The sequence below is a fragment of the Natranaerovirga pectinivora genome (assembly GCF_004342165.1).
Lineage (GTDB): Bacteria > Bacillota > Clostridia > Lachnospirales > DSM-24629 > Natranaerovirga > Natranaerovirga pectinivora.
Genome location: NZ_SMAL01000002.1, coordinates 362,354 through 381,621 on the forward strand (window position 1 = coordinate 362,354; position 19,268 = coordinate 381,621).

Consider the following 19,268-nt stretch of genomic DNA (forward strand, 5'->3'; position numbering starts at 1 on the left):
TAATGAATGATAAGGAGGGTGTAAATGCTACAGAAGCCATTCAAGTGAGTTGTAGAGAAGTAATTGTATCCAATGAATATGCAGATTTAATTGTTCAGTATGAAGGAAATATTGCTACAGCTATGTCAGCTTTAAATGGCATTTGTTATCAGATTATTGATGAACGATATGCGGTTATACATACATTTAGGAATATGATTACGGATATACCACAACAACTAGTAAGTGCAGTAGAGTTTCCGATGCAACCAAGGTTACTTGGGCCAACAGGTCTAGGCAGTATTGATGCTGCTGGGATATTAATATTTCATACACAACCTTATGTGCCCCTTAGAGGTAGAGGTGTGATTGTTGGATTTGTAGATTCTGGAATAGACTATACACATCCATCCTTCATTTATGAAGATAATACAACTAAAATATTATCCATATGGGATCAAAGTATTCAAGAAGGAGAGCCCCCTTTGAATTTTCAATATGGTACAGAATACACAGAAGACGATATTAATAATGCATTAGCAAGTGAGAATCCCTTTGAGATTGTGCCCTCCATTGATGAAACAGGTCATGGCACATTTTTAGCAGGTGTTGCAGCAGGGCGTTATGTAGATCAGATTGCTGGTGCTGCTCCAGATGCAGATATTATTATGGTTAAATTAAAGCCAGGAAAAAATTATATTAGAGAGATATATTTATTAAGAGATGACGCCATTACCTATCAAGATAATGATATTATGCTAGGTATAAATTATCTAATGCAAAAAGCAGCGATATATGGTAGACCATTGGTTATATGCGTCGGTTTGGGCAATAATCAAGGGGCTCATGATGGCACTTCTGTTTTGGAAGAATACTTGTCTAGAATTGCAAGAACAAGAGGGTATTCTGTGGTGGTATCAACAGGAAATGAAGCTAATTTGGCTCATCATTACTTAGGAAACTATCCACCAGGTGAACCCTTCCAAGATGTTGAAATTACTGTTGCAGGTAATGAAAGAGGATTAAATGTTCAAATTTGGGTTCAAACCCCTGATATTTATTCAGTAGGCATAATATCTCCAACAGGAGAAGTGATACCACGAATAGCACCTCGTTTAAGGGTTAGAGAAGAGTTTCAGTTATTATTAGAAAGATCAAGAGTATATATAGAGTATCAACGCATTGAGGAAAAATCAGGAGATCAGTTAATTCTACTTCGTTTTGATTTACCTACACAAGGTATTTGGACAATAAGAGTATATGGAGATGTGGTTGTTTCAGGACAGTATAATATGTGGATGGATAGAGAAGGGTGGATTCAGCCTGCTACTCAATTTTTAAGACCTAATTTCAATACAACTTTAACCTTACCAAGTACATCTAGGGAACCTATAAGTGTAGGGGCATATAATCATATGGATAATAGTGTTTATATTGGTTCAGGGCGAGGACCTACAAGAGATGGTAGATTAAAGCCTGATTTGGTAGCACCAGGGGTAAATGTATTAGGTCCACTACCAAACAATACCTACGGAACAATGACAGGTACAAGTGTGTCGGCAGCCCATGTTGCAGGAGCTTCTGCCCTGTTACTTGAATGGGGAATAGTACAAGGAAATGCCCCATTACTCAATACTAGGTTAATTAAAAAAATGCTTATGCGTGGCGCTACAAGAAGGCCGCCTGTGGTTTATCCAAATTTTGAGTGGGGATATGGTTCTTTAAATCTTATTAATTCCTTTAATATTTTAAGAGGGACAATTGATTAATAATGTGTAGGAGAAGTCTATGATTCGTAAAAATGTAAAAGATATACTAACAAAACAATTTCAAGAAATGCCTAATACCAATGAAGTTATGGTTTCAGAAGCCTATGCAGATATTCTAATTCCTTTTACAAAAGATTTAGAAGAAAGATTGGGGATATATGAAGCAAGGCATTATCAATTTATTACAGATAAGTATGTATTAGTGCATATCCCTTTAGATAGATATTATGAAATACTATTTAGGTTTCAAGAAATAGATATTAATGTTATTCCTAGTGTACTAGGACCTTACAGCATAGATGCCTTGGATGCATCAGGGGTATTGCCTTTTCATACCCATCCTTTTGTGCCTTTAAGAGGAAGTGGCGTATTAATTGGCTTTGTAGATTCAGGTATCGACTATACCCATCCCACCTTTCTATATGAAGACAATACAACGAAGATTGTATCCATTTGGGATCAAACTATTGAAGGCAATCCACCACAAAATTTTATATATGGAACAGAGTATACGGAAGAAGAAATAAATAGGGCACTAGAAAGTGAAAATCCATATGATATTGTCCCATCAAGAGATGATACTGGACATGGGACATTTCTTGCAGGAATTGCTGCAGGCAGATATGTTATTGAAGAAGGGTTTGCAGGAGCTGCTCCAGATGCAGAAATTCTTATGGTCAAAGTAAAAGAAGCCAAAGCATACTTAAAAAGAGATTATTTAATAAGAGAGGATGCCATTGTTTATGCCAATACAGATGTCATATTGGGTATAAAGTATTTACTTAACAAAGCAGTAGCCTTAAGGCGTCCTATTGTTATTTGTATAGGACTTGGCACTAATATTGGAGGACACGATGGAACGGCTATTATAGAAGAAATAATCGCTGAAGTTGGAGATGTGGTTGGCGTAGCAATAATTGTTTGTGCAGGAAATGAAGCCAATTTAGGCCATCATTATCTAGGTGTATATCCCCAAGGTCAGAGATTTCAAGACGTGGATATAAGAATTGCACCTAATGAAAAGGGGATTACATTTAGACTATGGGCAAGTGCCCCTGATATATATTCAGTTGGTATCCTATCTCCTATGGGAGAATTTATTAGTAGATTATCACCAAGAATTGGTCAACGAGAAGAAATAAAATTATTATTAGAGCGATCTAGGGTATATGTAGAATACCAACTTATGGATAAAAGAACAGGGGATCAAATGATTGTATTTAGAATTGAAGAGCCAACGCCAGGAATATGGACTTTAAGAGTTTATGGTGATCTAGTTGTTTCTGGTAATTATAATATTTGGCTACCTAGAGAAGGTTGGTCAGATCCAGCCACTCAATTTTTATTGCCTAGTCCTAGTATGACAGTCACCATACCAGGGACCAATACTATTCCTATTACTGTTGGGGCATACAATCACTTAGATGATAGTTTGTATATTTCTTCAGGAAGAGGACCGACAAGGAATTTAATGATTAAACCAGACTTGGTAGCCCCAGGGGTTAATATTAGAGGACCTATACCTAATAATACTTATGGTACTAGAACAGGCACTAGTATTTCAACTGCTCAAGTTGCAGGTGCTGCAGCCATATTATTTGAATGGGGTATTGTAGAGGGTAGACTTCCGCAAATGGATACAAGAATTATTAGAAAACTACTTATAAGAGGTGCTACAAGAAGAGTGGGCATATCTTATCCAAATAACGAGTGGGGGTTTGGGGCATTAAATCTTTTAAATTCATATGAGTTATTAAGAGGGACATTTTAAAAGGAGAAAAGTTTTTAGTGACAATAAAAACTTTTCTCCTTACTATTTGTATAGTGACAAATTGATATGACAATACCCATTTGGGTTTTTTCTTAGATATTGTTGATGGTATTCTTCTGCAATAAAGAAATTCTCCAGTGGTTTAATTTCAGTAACAATTGGTTTAGTGTATTTTTTCTGTTCTAATGATAAAGATATTTTAATGGTAGCAAGATCATCTTCATCAACATAATAAATACCAGTTCTATATTGTTCACCCATATCAGGACCTTGTTGATTCAGTAAAGTAGGGTCAATGATTTTCCAATACGCCTCTATGAGTTGTTGTAAAGAAAGAATTTTTTCATTGTACTCAATATAAACAGCTTCTACAAACTTGGTCTGTCCTGTTAGAACATCTTCATAAGTTGGATTTTTGGTGATGCCATTGGCATAAACTGCCTTAGTGTGCGTTACACCAGGAATTAAGTTTAAATAGGCTTCCACACCCCAAAAACATCCCCCTGCTAAAACGATTTCTTTCATTTTTTGTTCTCCTCTCAAATGAGTAATAATTATATTTTACTCAATATATAAAAATTTATCAATAACTCAAAGGTACCATATTACTATTGACAGTTTACATAATAAAACATACAATTATAGATTGAGTGGGAGGGGAAGAGCATTAATCCACTTTATATTGAAAGGAAAAGAAATATGAAAACAATAAAAATTAAATTAATAGTATCCATTATGTTGCTATCGGTAACCATTATTTCCTCTATAGGTTTTTTTACTTATAGAAAATCATCTGAAGAAATAGAAGATATTTTAAAAAACAATACAAGTCAATATATTTTTCAAATTGAAAATGCTATTGATAATTTTCTAGCTATATATGAACAAGGATTGGATTTTGTCTCTAGAGACCCGTATATCCAAGGGTTTTATCATAATCAAGAACTATCAGAAAATGTCAGTGCTGCTTTTAATAATTTTGTAAAAACCTATCCTAGTGTTAATTATATTTATTTTGGCTCTAGGGATAAGGATATGTTTATTCGACCATTTATCGATGTAGGAAATGATTATGACCCTACAATTAGACCTTGGTACGAAGATGCAGTTGCTGAGAATAGAATTATTTGGACGGACCCCTATTTTGATCCAGTAAATAATGAAATGACCATCTCTGTGGCTAAACCAATATATAACAATAACAGTCTAACAGGTGTTTTGTCTTTAGATTTAGATATGGATTATATCATTCAAATGATAGATGGAATTCAAGTAGGACAAGAAGGTTATGTTTTTGTTGTAGATAAAGAAGGAAAGACATTATTACATAACAATAGAGATGTTATAGGAGAGCCTATTCCTATTGCTGAATTATTTGATGCTGTAACATCAAAGCATGAAGGTATAGTAGAGTATAATTACAACAATAGTGATAGAATTGGGGTTTTTACCACTAATGATAGGTTAGGTTGGGTTATATCTGCAGTAATTGAAGTAGATGAAATTAATGAACATACAGAAGAGATTCTTATGTATACTTTAATTATAGGCTTTTTTGCATTAATACTTTCAATAATTGTAGCTCTAATTATTGCAAACCCAATTGCTAAAGGAATACAACATCTTAGAAAAATAATGGCTCAAATAAAAGAGGGTAATTTTAAAGTAGAGGCTCATGTATTAACAAAAGATGAGCTTAATGAATTGGCAAGAGATTTAAATCAGATGGTTGAAAATGTTAGTGATCTTCTAAGAAATACAAAAGAAGTGGTCGGTAATGTAACCTTAGCTTCAGAAGAATTAGCAGCTTCATCTGGGGAAACAAATGCTTCAGCTGAACAGATTGCCTTAACCATAGAACAAATTACCATAGGAGCATCAGAACAAGCTGGAGATGCAGAAAAAGGTGCTGCCTTAATAGATGGTTTAAGCAGTAAGTTAGAACATTTGTCAACAAATACAATAAGTATATCTAGTAAAACAAATGAAGTAATAGATTTAAGTAAAAAAGGTAATGAAGTGATGACGGACTTAGGACATAAGACCAAACTTAATGATGAGGCAACTAAAAAGATTGAAGAGGCTATTCTAGCATTAAACAATAAATCGAGTCAAATAACTTCTATCCTGGGAGCAATTAGTTCAATTGCAGAACAAACCAACTTATTAGCTTTAAATGCTTCTATTGAAGCGGCAAGAGCGGGAGAACATGGACGAGGATTTGCAGTAGTAGCTGAAGAAATTAGAAAGCTGGCTGAAGATGCACAAAAATCAGCAAGAGAAATTGGTAGTATCATAAATGATATGCAAAAGGAAAGTGAAAATACTGTTAAAATAATGGGAGAAGTAAAAGAAATTTCAAATATACAATCTGTAGCAGTGGAGAATGTTAATACAACTTTTAACAATGTAAATGAATCTATTGGATTTATAACAGGATTAATTAATCAAGCCAATGGATTTTTAGAAGAAATACTTGAAGATAAAGATAATATTGTAAAAGCCATAGAAAGTGTTTCATCTGTATCAGAAGAAACAGCTGCAGCAACTGAAGAAATAAGTGCTTCTATGGAACAACAAACTTCAGCTATAGAAGATGTTGCTAAGCAAGCAGAAGTGTTAAATCAATTAGGTGAAAAATTAAGGAATCAGATTAATAAATTTACTATCTAGTCTGAGTAAATATGATTGACTAATAAAAATGACTGTTTTCAATTGTGAAGACAGTCATTTTCAAATTCTTATCCTAAAAAATCCGGTGACTCAACCAATTCTGTCCTTATAGCCTTTTGAAGAATTGTCATATTGATTCCTTTATTAAAATCACCGAACTCACAAGAGAATTTTGTATTGCAACTTGGACATTCGATGTATTGATTAGAGGTAAGATGGTCTCTAGTGTCAAATAAAAAAGGAATAAATTCTTCAGTGGAATTAGGATCATTTTCTAACTTATAACTATAAACATAAGTGGCTTCATGTTTTGCAATAAGTTCGTTATTTTTGCAAATAGGGCAAGTGGTTATTGGTTCTATTTTCATTGTCAGCACCCCTTTTTTATGTTAGTATGTGAAATAGTTAGATAATTATTCTAGAATTATTAATTTTGAATAATAAGAGAGGCGTAATTATTATGGCAATATATCATTTTCTAAGATTAAAGAAAGAAGCACATTTATTTGATACAAAAATTTATTTAATAAAATCCTTTGTATCTGTTTTTACAGCTTATATCATAGCTGTTAATAGCCCAATACTAAGACTAGATATCATCTCCATTTTATTTGGATTAATGATGACATTAGAGCCAGTGACGGTAAGTGGTATAAAAAGTGGCTGGGATCAAATTTATTCTACAGCAATAGGAGCCAGTTCAACGGCTATTATTATTACGTTATTTGGTATCAATGGCATTACAGTAGCCCTTAGTGTTGCCTTTACCTTATACATATGTATTCGTATGAATTGGAGAACAATATCTCCTGTAGCAATATTCACAGCCATTTATATGACTCAGTATGTTCAATTGAATGTGGCAGGTGAACCAAGTGCCTTTTTAACTTTTCGATTAAGAATGATGGCATTGGCCTTTGGTGTTCTAATTGCTGTCTTTTATAATTTTATCTTTTCTTTATTTGCTTATAAAAGTCTACCAGTTAAAAGGATCATATACATTATTAATGAGCAGATACTTATTCTAAATAAAATAAAAGAAACCATTGAAAACAATAATGAGGACATAGATAGTATACGAAATAAGATTCAAAGTGCATTTAGTAATATAGATTGGATATATAAACACATAAAGGACATGAAGAAAGATATAACCATTACAAGGAATGAAAAAAGAAAAATAGAAACTTATGAAGAAATTATTGAAAGCATAAGAGGTATTAATCATATTAATTACGATTCTTGTTTTTATATTTCTAATAATAATATGGATACCATAAGGGTTATTAACCTAGATATTTTACAGGACATAATAACTGCCATGCTAAATGTTAGGAAAAAATTAAATAATGAGCCTTATGATGAGAAAGTTTTCATAGAAATTAAGAAGGATATGACAGCTTACAATAGGTTGGATGAAAACATAGATAATATTAAAGGCATTGTCGCTAAGATTCAACAGCTATCTGAAAAGATTTAGGTAGAGAAAAATTAAAAATAAAAAAAAGACAAAAACAGAAGGAGTGATTTCCTTCTGTTTTTTATTGATCTACTATTACATAATGTAAATATTCAATGGTATCATCTTTAGCATATTTTCTGTTATTATCAGCTTTATATCTTCTATAGGATTGCTCAAATCTACCATATTTTCCTCTTTTACTCATAATGGACTCAATGGTATCTAATGGAATGATTCCCTCATCATTATAGCTAAGGAAAATATATTTAAATTTGGCTTGTTGAATTAGATGATCAAAGGCATCTGTTGCTTTAACTTTAGAGCAATATAATGATTTCTTCTCAGGCTCTTTACGAATACCAGTTTTTCCAGTGATTTCAGGTGTATCATACTTTGCAATGGTTTCTAAAATATGATAATTAGACGCATATTGTCTTCTATTATAGGGTGGATCCAGATAAAGAATATCACCTTGAATAGTGGAGATTAATGTATTTATATCTTCATTAAAAACTTTATTATGTTTATCATTAATAATAATATCCAGTGGTTTTAAAGTAATAGGTTTTAAAGCTGTTTTTTTATAGTCTTTTAAAAAAGCTTCATAAACGGATGCGGTATTAGCAACTTTATCAATAGATTCTAATAAAATAGCAAGGAAATAGAAATATTCATTTTCCGATACATAGGCATTTTTTTTCCATATTTCTAACTCTTTTCTTATGGCATCGCATTTTTTTCCGTTTTCATCTGTAAAATAACGTCTGCTAAATTTTGAGCCTTCTTCCCCAGTAACACAATAATGGTTATAAATAAAGCCTTCTTCACCTTCTAAATGATTAAGATGCAAAAGAATAAAGGATAACCTTTCTTCTGGTGTGGCACCTTTTAGTTCAGGAAAAAGCCTAGTCAAAGAATAAAAATCCAGTGGTTCATTATTTTCTATAAAATGTTTTATTAGAACATAACTGTAATATTGAATATCGTTAGAATAAACGGTATAATCTTTCTTTTTAAAGTAGGAACCAACAATACCAGTTCCAGCAAATAAATCACAAAAAATACTATTTCCAATTAAATCTTTAGGAATCACTTTTTCTATGGATTCTTCAATAAAGGGCAATAAGGATAATTTTGAACCTATATAATTCATTTGTTGTTCATCCTCTCTTATGATAAAATAATTATACTAGAGAAAAGACATTAAAACAACAGTTAATACCTAATAGTAGGAGGAACATTATATGAATCCATTTAAGGAAGGAACAACATCTCATTATGATTTTGAAATAATGAAAGATTTAAAATGGCATTGTACCAAGTGTGAATTAAGGTCAGGACAAGCAAAAACTTGGCAGATATGGAGGCAAGAAAAGGGTCTTCAATTAGATAAAGATGAAAAAGACAATTGGTTTAACAAGATCCATTGTGAAAACTGTGATCAAACAACAGTCCACAGAAAATTAAGGTCTTTGGAGATAAATGATGGCACTAAAGCAAGGTCAGGTATCCCAGGAAAACTGGCTAAAAAAATCAAAGAGTATTATGGCTGTATAGATGCATATTCACTAAGAAAAGAAGTACCAACAAAATTAGAAATAGATCATAGAAAACCACAAGTAAGATGGGATAATGACGAAGATATTAATGATGTGAATATGTCCAATGGAGTAATAGAAGAAAGATTTATGCTCCTAACCCGAGAGAATAATTTATTAAAATCTAGAAAATGCGAAAAATGCAACCAGACAGGAGAAAGACAAACCGGATATAATATTGACTTTTTTTATATGGGTACTAAGGTGTATGAAGAACATATAGGATGTGAAGGTTGTTTTTGGTTTAATCCTGATAAATGGAGAGAAGCCATCAATAATATTGTGAAGGATTATAGGGGGTAATACATGGAGTTAATATCACAATTAGAAAAGATAATGAATGAAGAAAGTCCGGCTTCTATCAAGCTAGGGTTAGAAAATATGACTCATAAGCTAGAAAAGGAAGAAGAGGTCATTTGCTACCCATTTGATAATAAAACTTTAGAGATTAATAGAGATTTTTTGTTAGAGTACATTAATAATATGATAGAGCAAAGTGGAAAAGATAGAATTTTATTCTATTATGAAAGACTATTTAAAGCTTTAACAGAGGTAAAGACGAGAAAATATAATGACATTAATTTAAATAGATGGAAAGAATACGAAGATATATTAACAGACAGTTTGTGGATTATAAAACAAAGGGATAATTCAGGGTCTCATAGTGGAGATTATTGGGGGAATTTTGTACCACAAATTCCAAATCAACTTCTTAGAAGGTACACAAAGGAAGGTGAGTGGGTTTTAGACCCATTTTTAGGAAGTGGCACTACATTAATTGAAGCGTCTTTACTTGGGCGTAATGGTATTGGAATAGAGTTACAAGAATCTGTTGGAGCCATTGCTAAAAAAAGAATTGATGAAGTAAGTGCTAATGATCTGGAAAGTAAGATAGTGATAGGGGATAGTGCGAATGTTGACCTTGATGAGGTAATGAAAGAATTAGGCATTAAGAAGGTTCAGTTTGTGTTAATGCATCCGCCTTATTGGGATATTATAAGGTTCAGTGAGGAAGAGGCATGTTTGTCTAATACCAATTCATTAGAAGGATTTTTAGATGGCTTTGGAAAAGTTATTGAAAATACAACTAAGTATCTGGAAAAAGGTAGATTTGCAGCAGTGGTTATTGGGGATAAGTATGAGGGTGGAAAATGGGTTCCCCTTGGCTTTAATGTAATGGAAGAGTTTACTAAGAGAGGTTTTAAGCTAAAGTCTATTGTTGTGAAGAACTTCGAGGAGACTAAAGGAAAGAGGAATCAGAGGAATTTATGGAAGTATAGGGCTTTGGCTGGTGGCTTTTATATTTTTAAGCATGAGTATATTTTTATTTTTCAGAAATAACAAAAGAGCCTTTTGGTACCTAAAAAGCTGAACTATGGACTAACTTTGGTAATATATTATATTAGTAGAGTTAGTTTTATAATTTAGTATAAGAAATATCTTATATTAGGTAATACCGGAGGTGTTTTTGTGCAGATTTATGTAATTGAACCAGGGGATACAGTATTTGAGATTGCTAGAGATTTTGATGTGCCAGAGGGTTTGTTAATAGACTCTAATGAGATAGAGGATCCTGAGCATTTAGTGGTTGGTCAAACATTGGTTATTCCTATATGGGGGTCTTACTACTTTGTTGATGTAGGGGATACTCTAGAGTCTATAAGTGCAGAAACTGGGGTTTCTGTAGAGCAAATAATACGATTAAATGCGTTAGAAGATCCTGGTTTTTTAGATGTAGGTACAAGATTGTATCTTCCACAAGTACCTAGAGAAGTTATTGATGTTGCTGCTTACGTTGATTTGAATATTACAGGACCAAGAACGGTAGAAGAAATTGATAATGTAGGTGAACATTTAACTTATCTGAACATATTTAGTTATGAAATGAACCCAGATGGTACATTAAGACAAATAAATGATGAAGAAGCAATTCAAGCTGCATTGGCTAATGATGTGTACCCTATAATGGTTATTACAAATTTGGAAGATGGACAGTTTAGCCAAGATTTAGCAACCACTGTTTTACAAAGTGATGAATTACAAAATGTTTTATTACAAGAAACTTTAGCGATAATGGAAGCTAGAGGTTATGCTGGCGTTGATTTTGATTTAGAGTATTTGGGGGAAATTAATAGAGAACAATATAATGAGTTTTTAAGAAGAGCAGTTGAATTATTTAACCCATTAGGATACTCTGTTTCTACTGCTTTAGCACCAAAATATTATCCAGATCAACCAGGTATATTGTATGAGGGTCATGATTATGAAGCCCAAGGGCAAATAGTTGATTATATTTATTTTATGACCTACGAATGGGGATGGTCAGGTGGACCACCTAGACCAGTTGCACCGATTAATGAAGTTAGAAGAGTTATTGAGTACGCAGCTTCAGTTGTGCCTAATGATAAGATAATGATGGGTATCCCATTATATGGATACGACTGGACATTACCTTATGAGCCAGGTGGGCCTTTCGCAAGGTCTTTAAGTCCTCAAAGGGCTCTAGAAATTGCAAGAGAATATGGGGTAGAAATAGAATATGATGAGGATGCTCAAGCACCATTTTTCACTTATATAGATGAAGATGGTAATTCTCATATTGTATGGTTTGAAGATGCTCGAAGCATTCAAGCAAAATTTGATTTGGTAAAAGAGTTAGGATTACGAGGATTCTATTATTGGGTTCTAGGTAGAGATTTTCCACAAAACTGGTTATTAATAGAGGATAATTTTATTGTAAGAAAAAAAGTTTGACAAATAAAAGTAGGTGTTACCTAATTAGGTGATACCTGCTTTTAATTTGCCAACTGGTAAGAATCTATTTGTTATGTATTTTTTATAGTTTTTTGAACAAAATATTGGTACAAGAAGTAAAAGGAGGAATTATTTTGGAGATATTCTTTTGTGAAAATAATGTGAGTAAAGGATTAGAAAGTGTTGTTCAAAAAATTGAGGAAAATACAACGGATGTTGAAGTTGTAGTAGAACCTTGTTTAGGTCATTGTACAGATTGTGAAGAAACCTTTTTCGCAACAGTAGATGTTGAAATAATATATGGGGATACACCTAATGAATTATATGAAAAAATTATGAGTTATTATAATGAAAGTATAGATGAATTAGAGTATTAATGATACTTAAAAAATCTTCACTATATTCAGAGTGACAAGGGTGATTTGTCATTCTGAGCTATAGTGAAGAATTCTGTAAGATATTAATTATAATCGTAAAACTTGTTTGCTTCCATCTTCTGTAATGCCATCTTTATATACAATTTGATCTGGGGTTAATTTTATAACTGCAGAATCTAAATCGTAGTTCCAAGGACAATATCTATCAGCTTCTTCATATAACGGGGAGCCATTTTCACCTATTTCACAATGACCAAATATTTGCACGCCTTTTACTCTATTTAAATCATCGCCAAATTCAGTACTCACTAGAAGACAAGCTTCTGATTTTCTTTCAAGGTTATCAAACTTACTACCACCATTACTATGGATATAAATATTGTTTTTTTCATCAACAAAATATTTTACTGGACTCACTCGGATATCATTACCGTGGGTAGCAAATGCACCTGTATCTTTTTCTTTTAAGAATCTATTGACTTTTTCTTCTAAATGATGTTTTGATTGAGACATATTTTCAAGCTCCTTTCTAATATGCAGACTGGAATACTTAACGGAAAAAGTTGCAGAACATCTTTTTCTTAAAAATAGTATTAGCATTATAGTAGAATAGATACTTAGTAAAACTTTCAATCCTTATAAAAAAAGATCCCGTTCACCATTATTAATACGTTTAAGATTATTTAATGTCAGATTTTTAATTTTTTCATTACTAATTTTTGAAATTTCTTCCATTATTAATTCGTATCCTAAATGGTAAATTTCTTCATCTCCATAATCCGTAATAAATTCCATAAGAGTCATTAACGCATTTGGCGTACATACATTATGAATTTCTCCAGACTTTGCTAATCGCATAAATCGATCTCCAGTTCTACCACTTCGATAACAGGCAGTACAATAACTGGGAATATGTTTATCTTTAATTAGTTCTTTTAAAATATCAATAGGTTTCCTATGGTCTGCAATTTCAAATTGAGCAGAAGTGATACCTTGTTCCTCATCACTATAACCCCCGACATCAGTACACGATCCTGCGCTTATCTGACTAACACCATATTGAATTAAATGTTTACGTATGTTCTCTGATTCACGAGTTGAAAGGATGATGCCAGTATATGGAACAGCAACTCGTAATATAGCAACAATTTTGATAAATGTTTCATCATCAATCACATGAGTAAACATATCTAAAGTCATGCCTTCAGCTTTTTTAATTCTAGGGACTGAAATGGTATGAAAACCTACACCAAACTTTTCTTCCAGGTAATTATTGTGTAGCATAAGGGATAAAACTTCATACTTATAATTAGCCAGACCAAATAAAACACCAGCCCCAACATCGTCAATGCCAGCTTCCATTGCACGATCAAAGGCTGTAAGATGATAATGATAGTCGCCTTTTAATGAATTAGGATGTACTTTTTCATAGGTTTCTTGATGATAAGTTTCTTGGAATAAAATATAGGTACCAATATTGGCATCTTTTAACTTTTTATAATTTTCTACAGTTGTGGCAGCAATGTTTACATTAATACGTCGGATAGAACCATTTTCATTTTTTGTATTATAAATTGCTTTAATAGCATCTAATACATAATCTATATCACAGTGAACAGGATCTTCCCCAACTTCAAGAGCAATTCTTTTATGACCAGCTTTTTCCATTAATTCAACTTCTTTTTGTATTTCGTTCATTGTTAATTTTTTTCTTGGAATGGCATTGCTTTTTTTATAACCACAGTATGTACAATTATTGACACAATAATTACTAATATATAGTGGAGCAAAGATTACCAAACGATTTCCGTATATTTCTTCTTTTATCTTACCTGCTATTTTTAATAGTTTTTCTAAATGATTTTTTTCTTTGATATTTAGTAATATAGCAATTTGTTCTATGTCTAATCCTTTTTTTGTATCAGCAATTTTTAGTACTTTCTCAATTTCTTCATTCGTGGCATCTTTTGTTTTTGATAATATTTTAAGTATGTCTGAATTATTTATAATCATATCTATCTCCTATCAAAATGGTCTCCACGTGACATATCTACTTTAAATCCCGCAGATTCAATACGTTTTTCAATACATTGTCTACAATGGGCTGCTTCATCTCCAGTACATATTTTGCCATCATATAAAGCGTATTTATCACGGACATTTACAGGACTAAGATTTGGCATTACCACATTAGCACCTGATTTAAGACCTAACTCCCTACCTTTTGGATTTATAGAACCTAAAGCAGTCGTTGCAGGCAATAATACTTTTGGTAACATTAATCGTATGATAGATAAAAGAATACAAGTTTTTTCTAAAGTCCCTTTTTCTTTATTGGCTAACGGGGTATCTTTTTGTGGTATAAAAGGGCCTATGCCTACCATATGTGGACTTAATTCTTTGAGAAAAAATAGATCTTCTACAAAGTCTTCGTTGGTTTGACCTGGTAAGCCAACCATAAAGCCAGCACCTACTTGGTAGCCGATTGTTTTTAGATTTTTTAGACACTCTATTCTATTTTCAAAGGACATATTAGGATGAAGATTTTCATATAAAGATTTTGAATAAGTTTCATGTCTTAGCAAATACCTATCTACACCTGCATCATAATATTTTTTATAACTCTCATATGATTTTTCACCAAAGGAAAGGGTTATTGCATTATCAGGATATGATTCTTTAATTAATTTTATCATGGATAATATCCTATCATCATTATAATAAGGGTCTTCTCCTCCTTGCAAAACAAAAGTTTTATAACCAAGTCTAGAGCCTTCTTCGCAACACTCTAATATTTCTAATTCGGATAAACGGTATCTAGAGGCAAATTTATTAGAATGTCTTATCCCACAATACAAGCAATCGTTTTTACAGTAGTTGGTAAATTCAATTAATCCTCGCATGTATACATTATCATCATAGTATATTTGTGAAGCATCTCTTGCTTTTTTATGTAAATAGTCTACATCTTCAATTTTAGTAAGGTTATTTAAAAGAAAGAGTATATCATCTTTTGATAGTATGTGTTCCAAATAAAGTTGGTCTATTAAATTTTTCATAAAAGCTCCTCTTAGGGGATTTATTTTTGACTAAGTCATTTGTACGGATAATTATATTTTATTAGATATAGTGTTATTTATCAACAGTTATTCTATGTCTAATATAGCACCAAAGTTGTCCTGCTTTCATAATATATAGTAAGAAAAATATAAAAGGGGGTTTATGTTATTGCCTAGAAAAACTGAATCTAAAAAAATTAAGAAAGGAGTAGATAAGAATGCCAAAAAAAGTAAGAAGAGAAAATAGTTCATGGAATATTGAAAGGCTACAGGAATTTCAAAACTTAGAAGCTGAGTTAGAAGAACACTTGAAGCACTTTAAAAGAGGTTGTCCACCTTTTAAACCTGATATTTTTATGCTTATTAAAAAACTATTCTTTATGTTAAGAGAACTTTTAGAAGGTATTGATGATATTCAAGATCTACTTGAGGATGAAAATTTTGGGCTCGAAGAGATAAAAACAGAGGTAGCTAATATAGAATCTATCGTAGAAGAGTTAGATTTTGACTTTGATGGCGTAACAGACTTATTAGAGGATATATTAGAACTACTAGAAGATGAAAATTTTGGACTAGCAGAAATTAAAACAGAAGTGGCTAATATAGAATCTATCGTAGAAGAGTTAGACTTTGACTTTGAAGGGGTAACAGATCTATTAGAGGATATATTAGAACTATTAGAAGACGAAGGATTTGGACTAGCAGAGATCAAAACAGAAGTAGCTAATATAGAATCCATCGTAGAAGACTTAGATATTGATGTTTTAACAGATTTATTAGAGGATATATTAGAGCTATTAGAAGATGAAGGATTTGGACTAGCTGAGATCAAAACAGAAGTGGCTAATATAGAATCCATCGTAGAAGAGCTAGATATTGATGTATTAACAGATCTATTAGAGAATATATTAGAACTACTAGAAGACGAAGGTTTTGGACTAGCAGAGATTAAAACAGAAGTAGCTAATATAGAATCCATCGTAGAAGAATTAGATATTGATGTTTTAACAGATTTATTAGAGGATATATTAGAACTATTAGAAGATGAAGGATTTGGGTTAGAAGAAATTAAAACAGAAGTAGCTAACATTGAAGATATGGTAGAAGAAATACTTGATGCCATTGGTGTGGAGTGTGAAACTTTATCTACAGGACCAGTCATTAGACAAGTAGCTTCGAATAACCTACTTGTGCAAATCGCCAATCGTTCAGGTGCAGAACAAGAAATTACTATAGAAGTATATGATTTAGAAGCTGCAGATATTTCTGTACCAGCTATGACAGAAACTGTAACTGTTCCAGATAATGAAGGTGAAACAGTTGAAATTGATATTACTTTACCGCCGATGGATGATATTGATTATTTTGAAGTACAAGTCCCAGGCATAGAGGGTGTGACTTACTTTATTTCAACGTCTACAGGGGCGAATGTATTACAACCGTCTAATACCTTTAGACATTCTGAATTGATCTGTGTGGACTAAAGAGAAAAGAAGGGTATCCGTTTGGATACTCTTTTTATATTCTAGGCAACTGCTATTTTTTAGCATATAAATCTAATGTTAAATATTTATTAGAAAGGGAAAAAACAGTTTTGATTATTCACAAAAAAGGTACAAGTTTCATAGTATAAATTAAGAAAAGAAGAAAGGGGGTTATATTATGAGAAGAAGGAATAGTAATTGGAATCCTGAAAATCTAGACATGCTACGTGAACTTGAAGAAGAAATACAACAATATTTTCTTAATTCTAGAAGAGGATGCCCATCAAAACCTGATTTTGAACTAATCCTTAAAAAATTATTCTGGCTGTTAGGTCAACTATTTAATTCTGTAGATGGGATAACAGATTTACTTGAAGATGAAAACTTTGGATTAGAAGAAATCAAAACAGAGGTTGCTAATATTGAATCGATAGTTGAAAATTTTGACTTAGAAGTGGTTACAGAGTTACTTGAAAGTGTTATTGAATTGTTAGAAGACGAGAATTTTGGGTTAGAAGAAATCAAAACAGAAGTAGCCAATATTGAGTCAATAGTTGAAAATCTTGATTTTGATTTTAGTGAAGTAATTGAACTTTTAGAAAATATTATTGAGTTCTTAGATGATGAAGGATTAGCAGGAATAGCGGAAAATGTAGAAGATATCTTAGAGCTATTAGAAGACGAAGATTTTGGACTAGCAGAAATCAAAACAGAAGTAGCCAATATCGAAGCAATAGTAGAAGATGAGGGGTTTGGACTTGAAGCAATAGCAGAAGATGTGGAAGATATTCTAGAGCTATTAGAAGACGAAGATTTTGGACTAGCAGAAATCAAAACAGAAGTAGCCAACATTGAAGCAATAGTAGAAGACGAAGAGTTTGGATTAGCAGCAATTTCAGCAGAAGTGGTGGCTTTAGGAGCAGAAATAGCAGGTATATCTGTACAAATAGGGGATTTAGAGGATATTATTGAAGGTTTAGAAGAGACAGTAGATGAGTTAGAAGGTACAGTGAATACCATATTAGGAATAGTTGAAGATATACTTGCAATAGTAGATATATTATAGTTAATGTTAGGAGAATTAGGGGTTGCTATGCAACCCTATTTCTCTAAAAATAGGGGGAATCGAGTTGATTACAATAAGTTTATGTATGATTGTAAAAAATGAAGAAGAAATTATTGATAGGTGCTTAACGAGTGTTGCTGATTTAGTAGATGAAATAATTATAGTTGATACAGGGTCAAGGGATAACACTAAAAAAGTTATTGAAAAATATAACCCTCAAATATATGACTTTCAATGGACGGACAATTTTTCAGAAGCAAGAAATTATGCTTTTTCAAAAGCAACGAAGGAGTATATTCTATGGTTAGATGCAGATGATATTATATTAGAAAAAGACAGAAAAAAGATAAAGGTTTTAAAAGAAAAACTAGATGATTCCATTGATGTAGTAATGATGAAATATGATTTAGGAAAAGATAAAGAGGCTTCAACCATTACTTTTTATAGGGAGAGATTATTAAAAAGAGAAAAAGAGTTTAAATGGGTGGAACCTGTTCATGAGTATATTGATGTTTCAGGTAAGATCGTTAAAGTAGATATCAGTATAACCCATAAGAAGAACAAAGAAAGGTCCGAAAGAAATTTACGTATTTTAGAAAATTATATTGATAACAATTCTGAGATAAATCCAAGAAATTATTATTATTATGGCAGGGAACTTCAACACCTAGGATACTATGAAAAGGCAATTAACATATTGGAAGAATTTTTATTAATGGACTTTAAACACCCTTCGTTTTACTTAGATGCTTGTATGGATTTGTTTAAAGCATATAAAAAACTAGATAGAAAAAAAGACGCTTTAAGATCCCTTTATAAAAGTTTTGAATTTGATTTACCTAGAGCTGAAATATGTTGTTTACTTGGGCAATATTATATACAAGAAAAAGATTATAACAAAGCTATTTTTTGGTATGAAATGGCACTAAGATTAGAAAAGCCAGAAACTATGAGTTTTTGTATGCCTGATTGTTATGATTTTACCCCATATATATATCTAAGTCTATGTCATATGAAATTAGAGGATTATGAAAAAGCATCTAATTATAATGAATTGGCATCTGGTGTTAAACCGAATCATCCTGCTGTTAAAAAAAACAATATTGTGTTAGCTTTGCTGAAAAAGAGACCCTCAAATGAATGAGTTTGAGGGTCTTTTAATGAAAGAAAATAATTATTTAAAATATTTAATCTTTATTACTGGTATGTTATAATAATAATGATAATAGAGTCAAGGGAACATTATTAAAGGATATTGCGTATCAAAGATATTGAG

Annotated in this window: 17 protein-coding genes; 11 read left to right on the forward strand and 6 right to left on the reverse strand. The window is 32.0% G+C overall.

Going from position 1 to position 19,268, the window contains the following annotated elements:
* The first annotated feature begins 2 nt into the window (after positions 1 to 2).
* Both EDC18_RS04165 and EDC18_RS04170 read left to right on the forward strand, forming a co-directional pair.
* Positions 3 to 1,748 carry a S8 family peptidase gene (locus tag EDC18_RS04165; RefSeq protein ID WP_132250593.1) on the forward strand — a complete coding sequence of 582 codons (1,746 nt, stop codon included), beginning with the start codon at positions 3 to 5 and terminating at the stop codon, positions 1,746 to 1,748.
* A gap of 19 nt (positions 1,749 to 1,767) precedes the next feature.
* Positions 1,768 to 3,519 carry a S8 family peptidase gene (locus EDC18_RS04170; protein ID WP_132250595.1) on the forward strand — a complete coding sequence of 584 codons (1,752 nt, stop codon included), beginning with the start codon at positions 1,768 to 1,770 and terminating at the stop codon, positions 3,517 to 3,519.
* Between the two features lie 42 nt (positions 3,520 to 3,561).
* Here the strand turns inward: EDC18_RS04170 and msrA are convergent, their stop codons facing one another.
* Positions 3,562 to 4,044 carry a peptide-methionine (S)-S-oxide reductase MsrA gene (gene msrA / locus EDC18_RS04175; RefSeq protein ID WP_132250597.1) on the reverse strand — a complete coding sequence of 161 codons (483 nt, stop codon included), beginning with the start codon at positions 4,042 to 4,044 and terminating at the stop codon, positions 3,562 to 3,564.
* Positions 4,045 to 4,218: 174 nt separating this feature from the next.
* Here msrA and EDC18_RS04180 point away from each other — a divergent pair, with 174 nt between their 5' ends.
* Positions 4,219 to 6,192, forward strand: coding sequence for a methyl-accepting chemotaxis protein (locus EDC18_RS04180; RefSeq protein WP_132250599.1), 1,974 nt, complete (start codon positions 4,219 to 4,221; stop codon positions 6,190 to 6,192).
* A 68-nt stretch (positions 6,193 to 6,260) separates the two neighbouring features.
* Here the strand turns inward: EDC18_RS04180 and EDC18_RS04185 are convergent, their stop codons facing one another.
* The gene (locus tag EDC18_RS04185; protein WP_132250601.1) at positions 6,261 to 6,560 is read right to left on the reverse strand and encodes a hypothetical protein; all 300 of its coding nucleotides are present in this window, start codon (positions 6,558 to 6,560) and stop codon (positions 6,261 to 6,263) included.
* 92 nt (positions 6,561 to 6,652) lie between these two features.
* On the opposite strand from EDC18_RS04185, the gene EDC18_RS04190 reads away from it, so the two are divergent.
* Positions 6,653 to 7,672: an aromatic acid exporter family protein gene (locus EDC18_RS04190; protein ID WP_132250603.1), complete on the forward strand. Its 1,020-nt coding sequence runs from the start codon at positions 6,653 to 6,655 to the stop codon at positions 7,670 to 7,672.
* A 61-nt stretch (positions 7,673 to 7,733) separates the two neighbouring features.
* Here EDC18_RS04190 and EDC18_RS04195 read toward each other — a convergent pair whose 3' ends face one another.
* Complete coding sequence (locus EDC18_RS04195; protein WP_132250604.1) at positions 7,734 to 8,807, reverse strand: DNA adenine methylase; 1,074 nt, start codon at positions 8,805 to 8,807, stop codon at positions 7,734 to 7,736.
* A 91-nt stretch (positions 8,808 to 8,898) separates the two neighbouring features.
* On the opposite strand from EDC18_RS04195, the gene EDC18_RS04200 reads away from it, so the two are divergent.
* The 4 genes from EDC18_RS04200 (at position 8,899) to EDC18_RS04215 (ending at position 12,383) form a co-directional block, all read left to right on the forward strand.
* The gene (locus tag EDC18_RS04200; protein WP_132250606.1) at positions 8,899 to 9,555 is read left to right on the forward strand and encodes an NlaIII/IceA1 family type II restriction endonuclease; all 657 of its coding nucleotides are present in this window, start codon (positions 8,899 to 8,901) and stop codon (positions 9,553 to 9,555) included.
* 3 nt (positions 9,556 to 9,558) lie between these two features.
* Entirely contained in the window at positions 9,559 to 10,593 is a 1,035-nt protein-coding gene (locus EDC18_RS04205; RefSeq protein WP_132250608.1) for a DNA methyltransferase, read from the forward strand.
* Between the two features lie 129 nt (positions 10,594 to 10,722).
* Positions 10,723 to 12,006 (forward strand): glycoside hydrolase family 18 protein, encoded by a 1,284-nt coding sequence (locus tag EDC18_RS04210; protein ID WP_132250610.1) that lies wholly within the window; start codon positions 10,723 to 10,725, stop codon positions 12,004 to 12,006.
* Positions 12,007 to 12,140: 134 nt separating this feature from the next.
* The gene (locus EDC18_RS04215; protein ID WP_243115053.1) at positions 12,141 to 12,383 is read left to right on the forward strand and encodes a DUF1450 domain-containing protein; all 243 of its coding nucleotides are present in this window, start codon (positions 12,141 to 12,143) and stop codon (positions 12,381 to 12,383) included.
* 87 nt (positions 12,384 to 12,470) lie between these two features.
* Here EDC18_RS04215 and EDC18_RS04220 read toward each other — a convergent pair whose 3' ends face one another.
* The 3 genes from EDC18_RS04220 to hydE form a co-directional block, all read right to left on the reverse strand.
* A complete protein-coding gene (locus tag EDC18_RS04220; protein ID WP_165878473.1) occupies positions 12,471 to 12,896 on the reverse strand; it encodes a pyridoxamine 5'-phosphate oxidase family protein in 426 nt (141 codons plus the stop codon).
* A 123-nt stretch (positions 12,897 to 13,019) separates the two neighbouring features.
* Positions 13,020 to 14,396: a [FeFe] hydrogenase H-cluster radical SAM maturase HydG gene (gene hydG, locus EDC18_RS04225; protein ID WP_132250614.1), complete on the reverse strand. Its 1,377-nt coding sequence runs from the start codon at positions 14,394 to 14,396 to the stop codon at positions 13,020 to 13,022.
* Positions 14,397 to 14,398: 2 nt separating this feature from the next.
* Positions 14,399 to 15,442, reverse strand: a complete 1,044-nt coding sequence (gene hydE, locus EDC18_RS04230) for a [FeFe] hydrogenase H-cluster radical SAM maturase HydE (protein WP_132250616.1) — start codon at positions 15,440 to 15,442, stop codon at positions 14,399 to 14,401.
* Between the two features lie 218 nt (positions 15,443 to 15,660).
* On the opposite strand from hydE, the gene EDC18_RS04235 reads away from it, so the two are divergent.
* From EDC18_RS04235 to EDC18_RS04245, 3 genes are all read left to right on the forward strand, one after another.
* Positions 15,661 to 16,926: a hypothetical protein gene (locus EDC18_RS04235; protein WP_132250618.1), complete on the forward strand. Its 1,266-nt coding sequence runs from the start codon at positions 15,661 to 15,663 to the stop codon at positions 16,924 to 16,926.
* 178 nt (positions 16,927 to 17,104) lie between these two features.
* A complete protein-coding gene (locus EDC18_RS04240) occupies positions 17,105 to 17,992 on the forward strand; it encodes a hypothetical protein (protein WP_132250620.1) in 888 nt (295 codons plus the stop codon).
* A 64-nt stretch (positions 17,993 to 18,056) separates the two neighbouring features.
* Entirely contained in the window at positions 18,057 to 19,136 is a 1,080-nt protein-coding gene (locus tag EDC18_RS04245; protein WP_132250622.1) for a tetratricopeptide repeat-containing glycosyltransferase family 2 protein, read from the forward strand.
* Positions 19,137 to 19,268: the final 132 nt, after the last annotated feature.

Excerpts from the sequence above, each read along its gene's own strand:
- EDC18_RS04165 (WP_132250593.1), top strand. The coding sequence starts at position 3 with ATGAATGATAAGGAGGGTGTAAATGCTACAGAAGCCATTCAAGTGAGT.
- EDC18_RS04170 (WP_132250595.1), top strand. The coding sequence starts at position 1,768 with ATGATTCGTAAAAATGTAAAAGATATACTAACAAAACAATTTCAAGAA.
- msrA (WP_132250597.1), bottom strand. The coding sequence starts at position 4,044 with ATGAAAGAAATCGTTTTAGCAGGGGGATGTTTTTGGGGTGTGGAAGCC.
- EDC18_RS04180 (WP_132250599.1), top strand. The coding sequence starts at position 4,219 with ATGAAAACAATAAAAATTAAATTAATAGTATCCATTATGTTGCTATCG.
- EDC18_RS04185 (WP_132250601.1), bottom strand. The coding sequence starts at position 6,560 with ATGAAAATAGAACCAATAACCACTTGCCCTATTTGCAAAAATAACGAA.
- EDC18_RS04190 (WP_132250603.1), top strand. The coding sequence starts at position 6,653 with ATGGCAATATATCATTTTCTAAGATTAAAGAAAGAAGCACATTTATTT.
- EDC18_RS04195 (WP_132250604.1), bottom strand. The coding sequence starts at position 8,807 with ATGAATTATATAGGTTCAAAATTATCCTTATTGCCCTTTATTGAAGAA.
- EDC18_RS04200 (WP_132250606.1), top strand. The coding sequence starts at position 8,899 with ATGAATCCATTTAAGGAAGGAACAACATCTCATTATGATTTTGAAATA.
- EDC18_RS04205 (WP_132250608.1), top strand. The coding sequence starts at position 9,559 with ATGGAGTTAATATCACAATTAGAAAAGATAATGAATGAAGAAAGTCCG.
- EDC18_RS04220 (WP_165878473.1), bottom strand. The coding sequence starts at position 12,896 with ATGTCTCAATCAAAACATCATTTAGAAGAAAAAGTCAATAGATTCTTA.
- hydG (WP_132250614.1), bottom strand. The coding sequence starts at position 14,396 with ATGATTATAAATAATTCAGACATACTTAAAATATTATCAAAAACAAAA.
- hydE (WP_132250616.1), bottom strand. The coding sequence starts at position 15,442 with ATGAAAAATTTAATAGACCAACTTTATTTGGAACACATACTATCAAAA.
- EDC18_RS04235 (WP_132250618.1), top strand. The coding sequence starts at position 15,661 with ATGCCAAAAAAAGTAAGAAGAGAAAATAGTTCATGGAATATTGAAAGG.
- EDC18_RS04240 (WP_132250620.1), top strand. The coding sequence starts at position 17,105 with ATGAGAAGAAGGAATAGTAATTGGAATCCTGAAAATCTAGACATGCTA.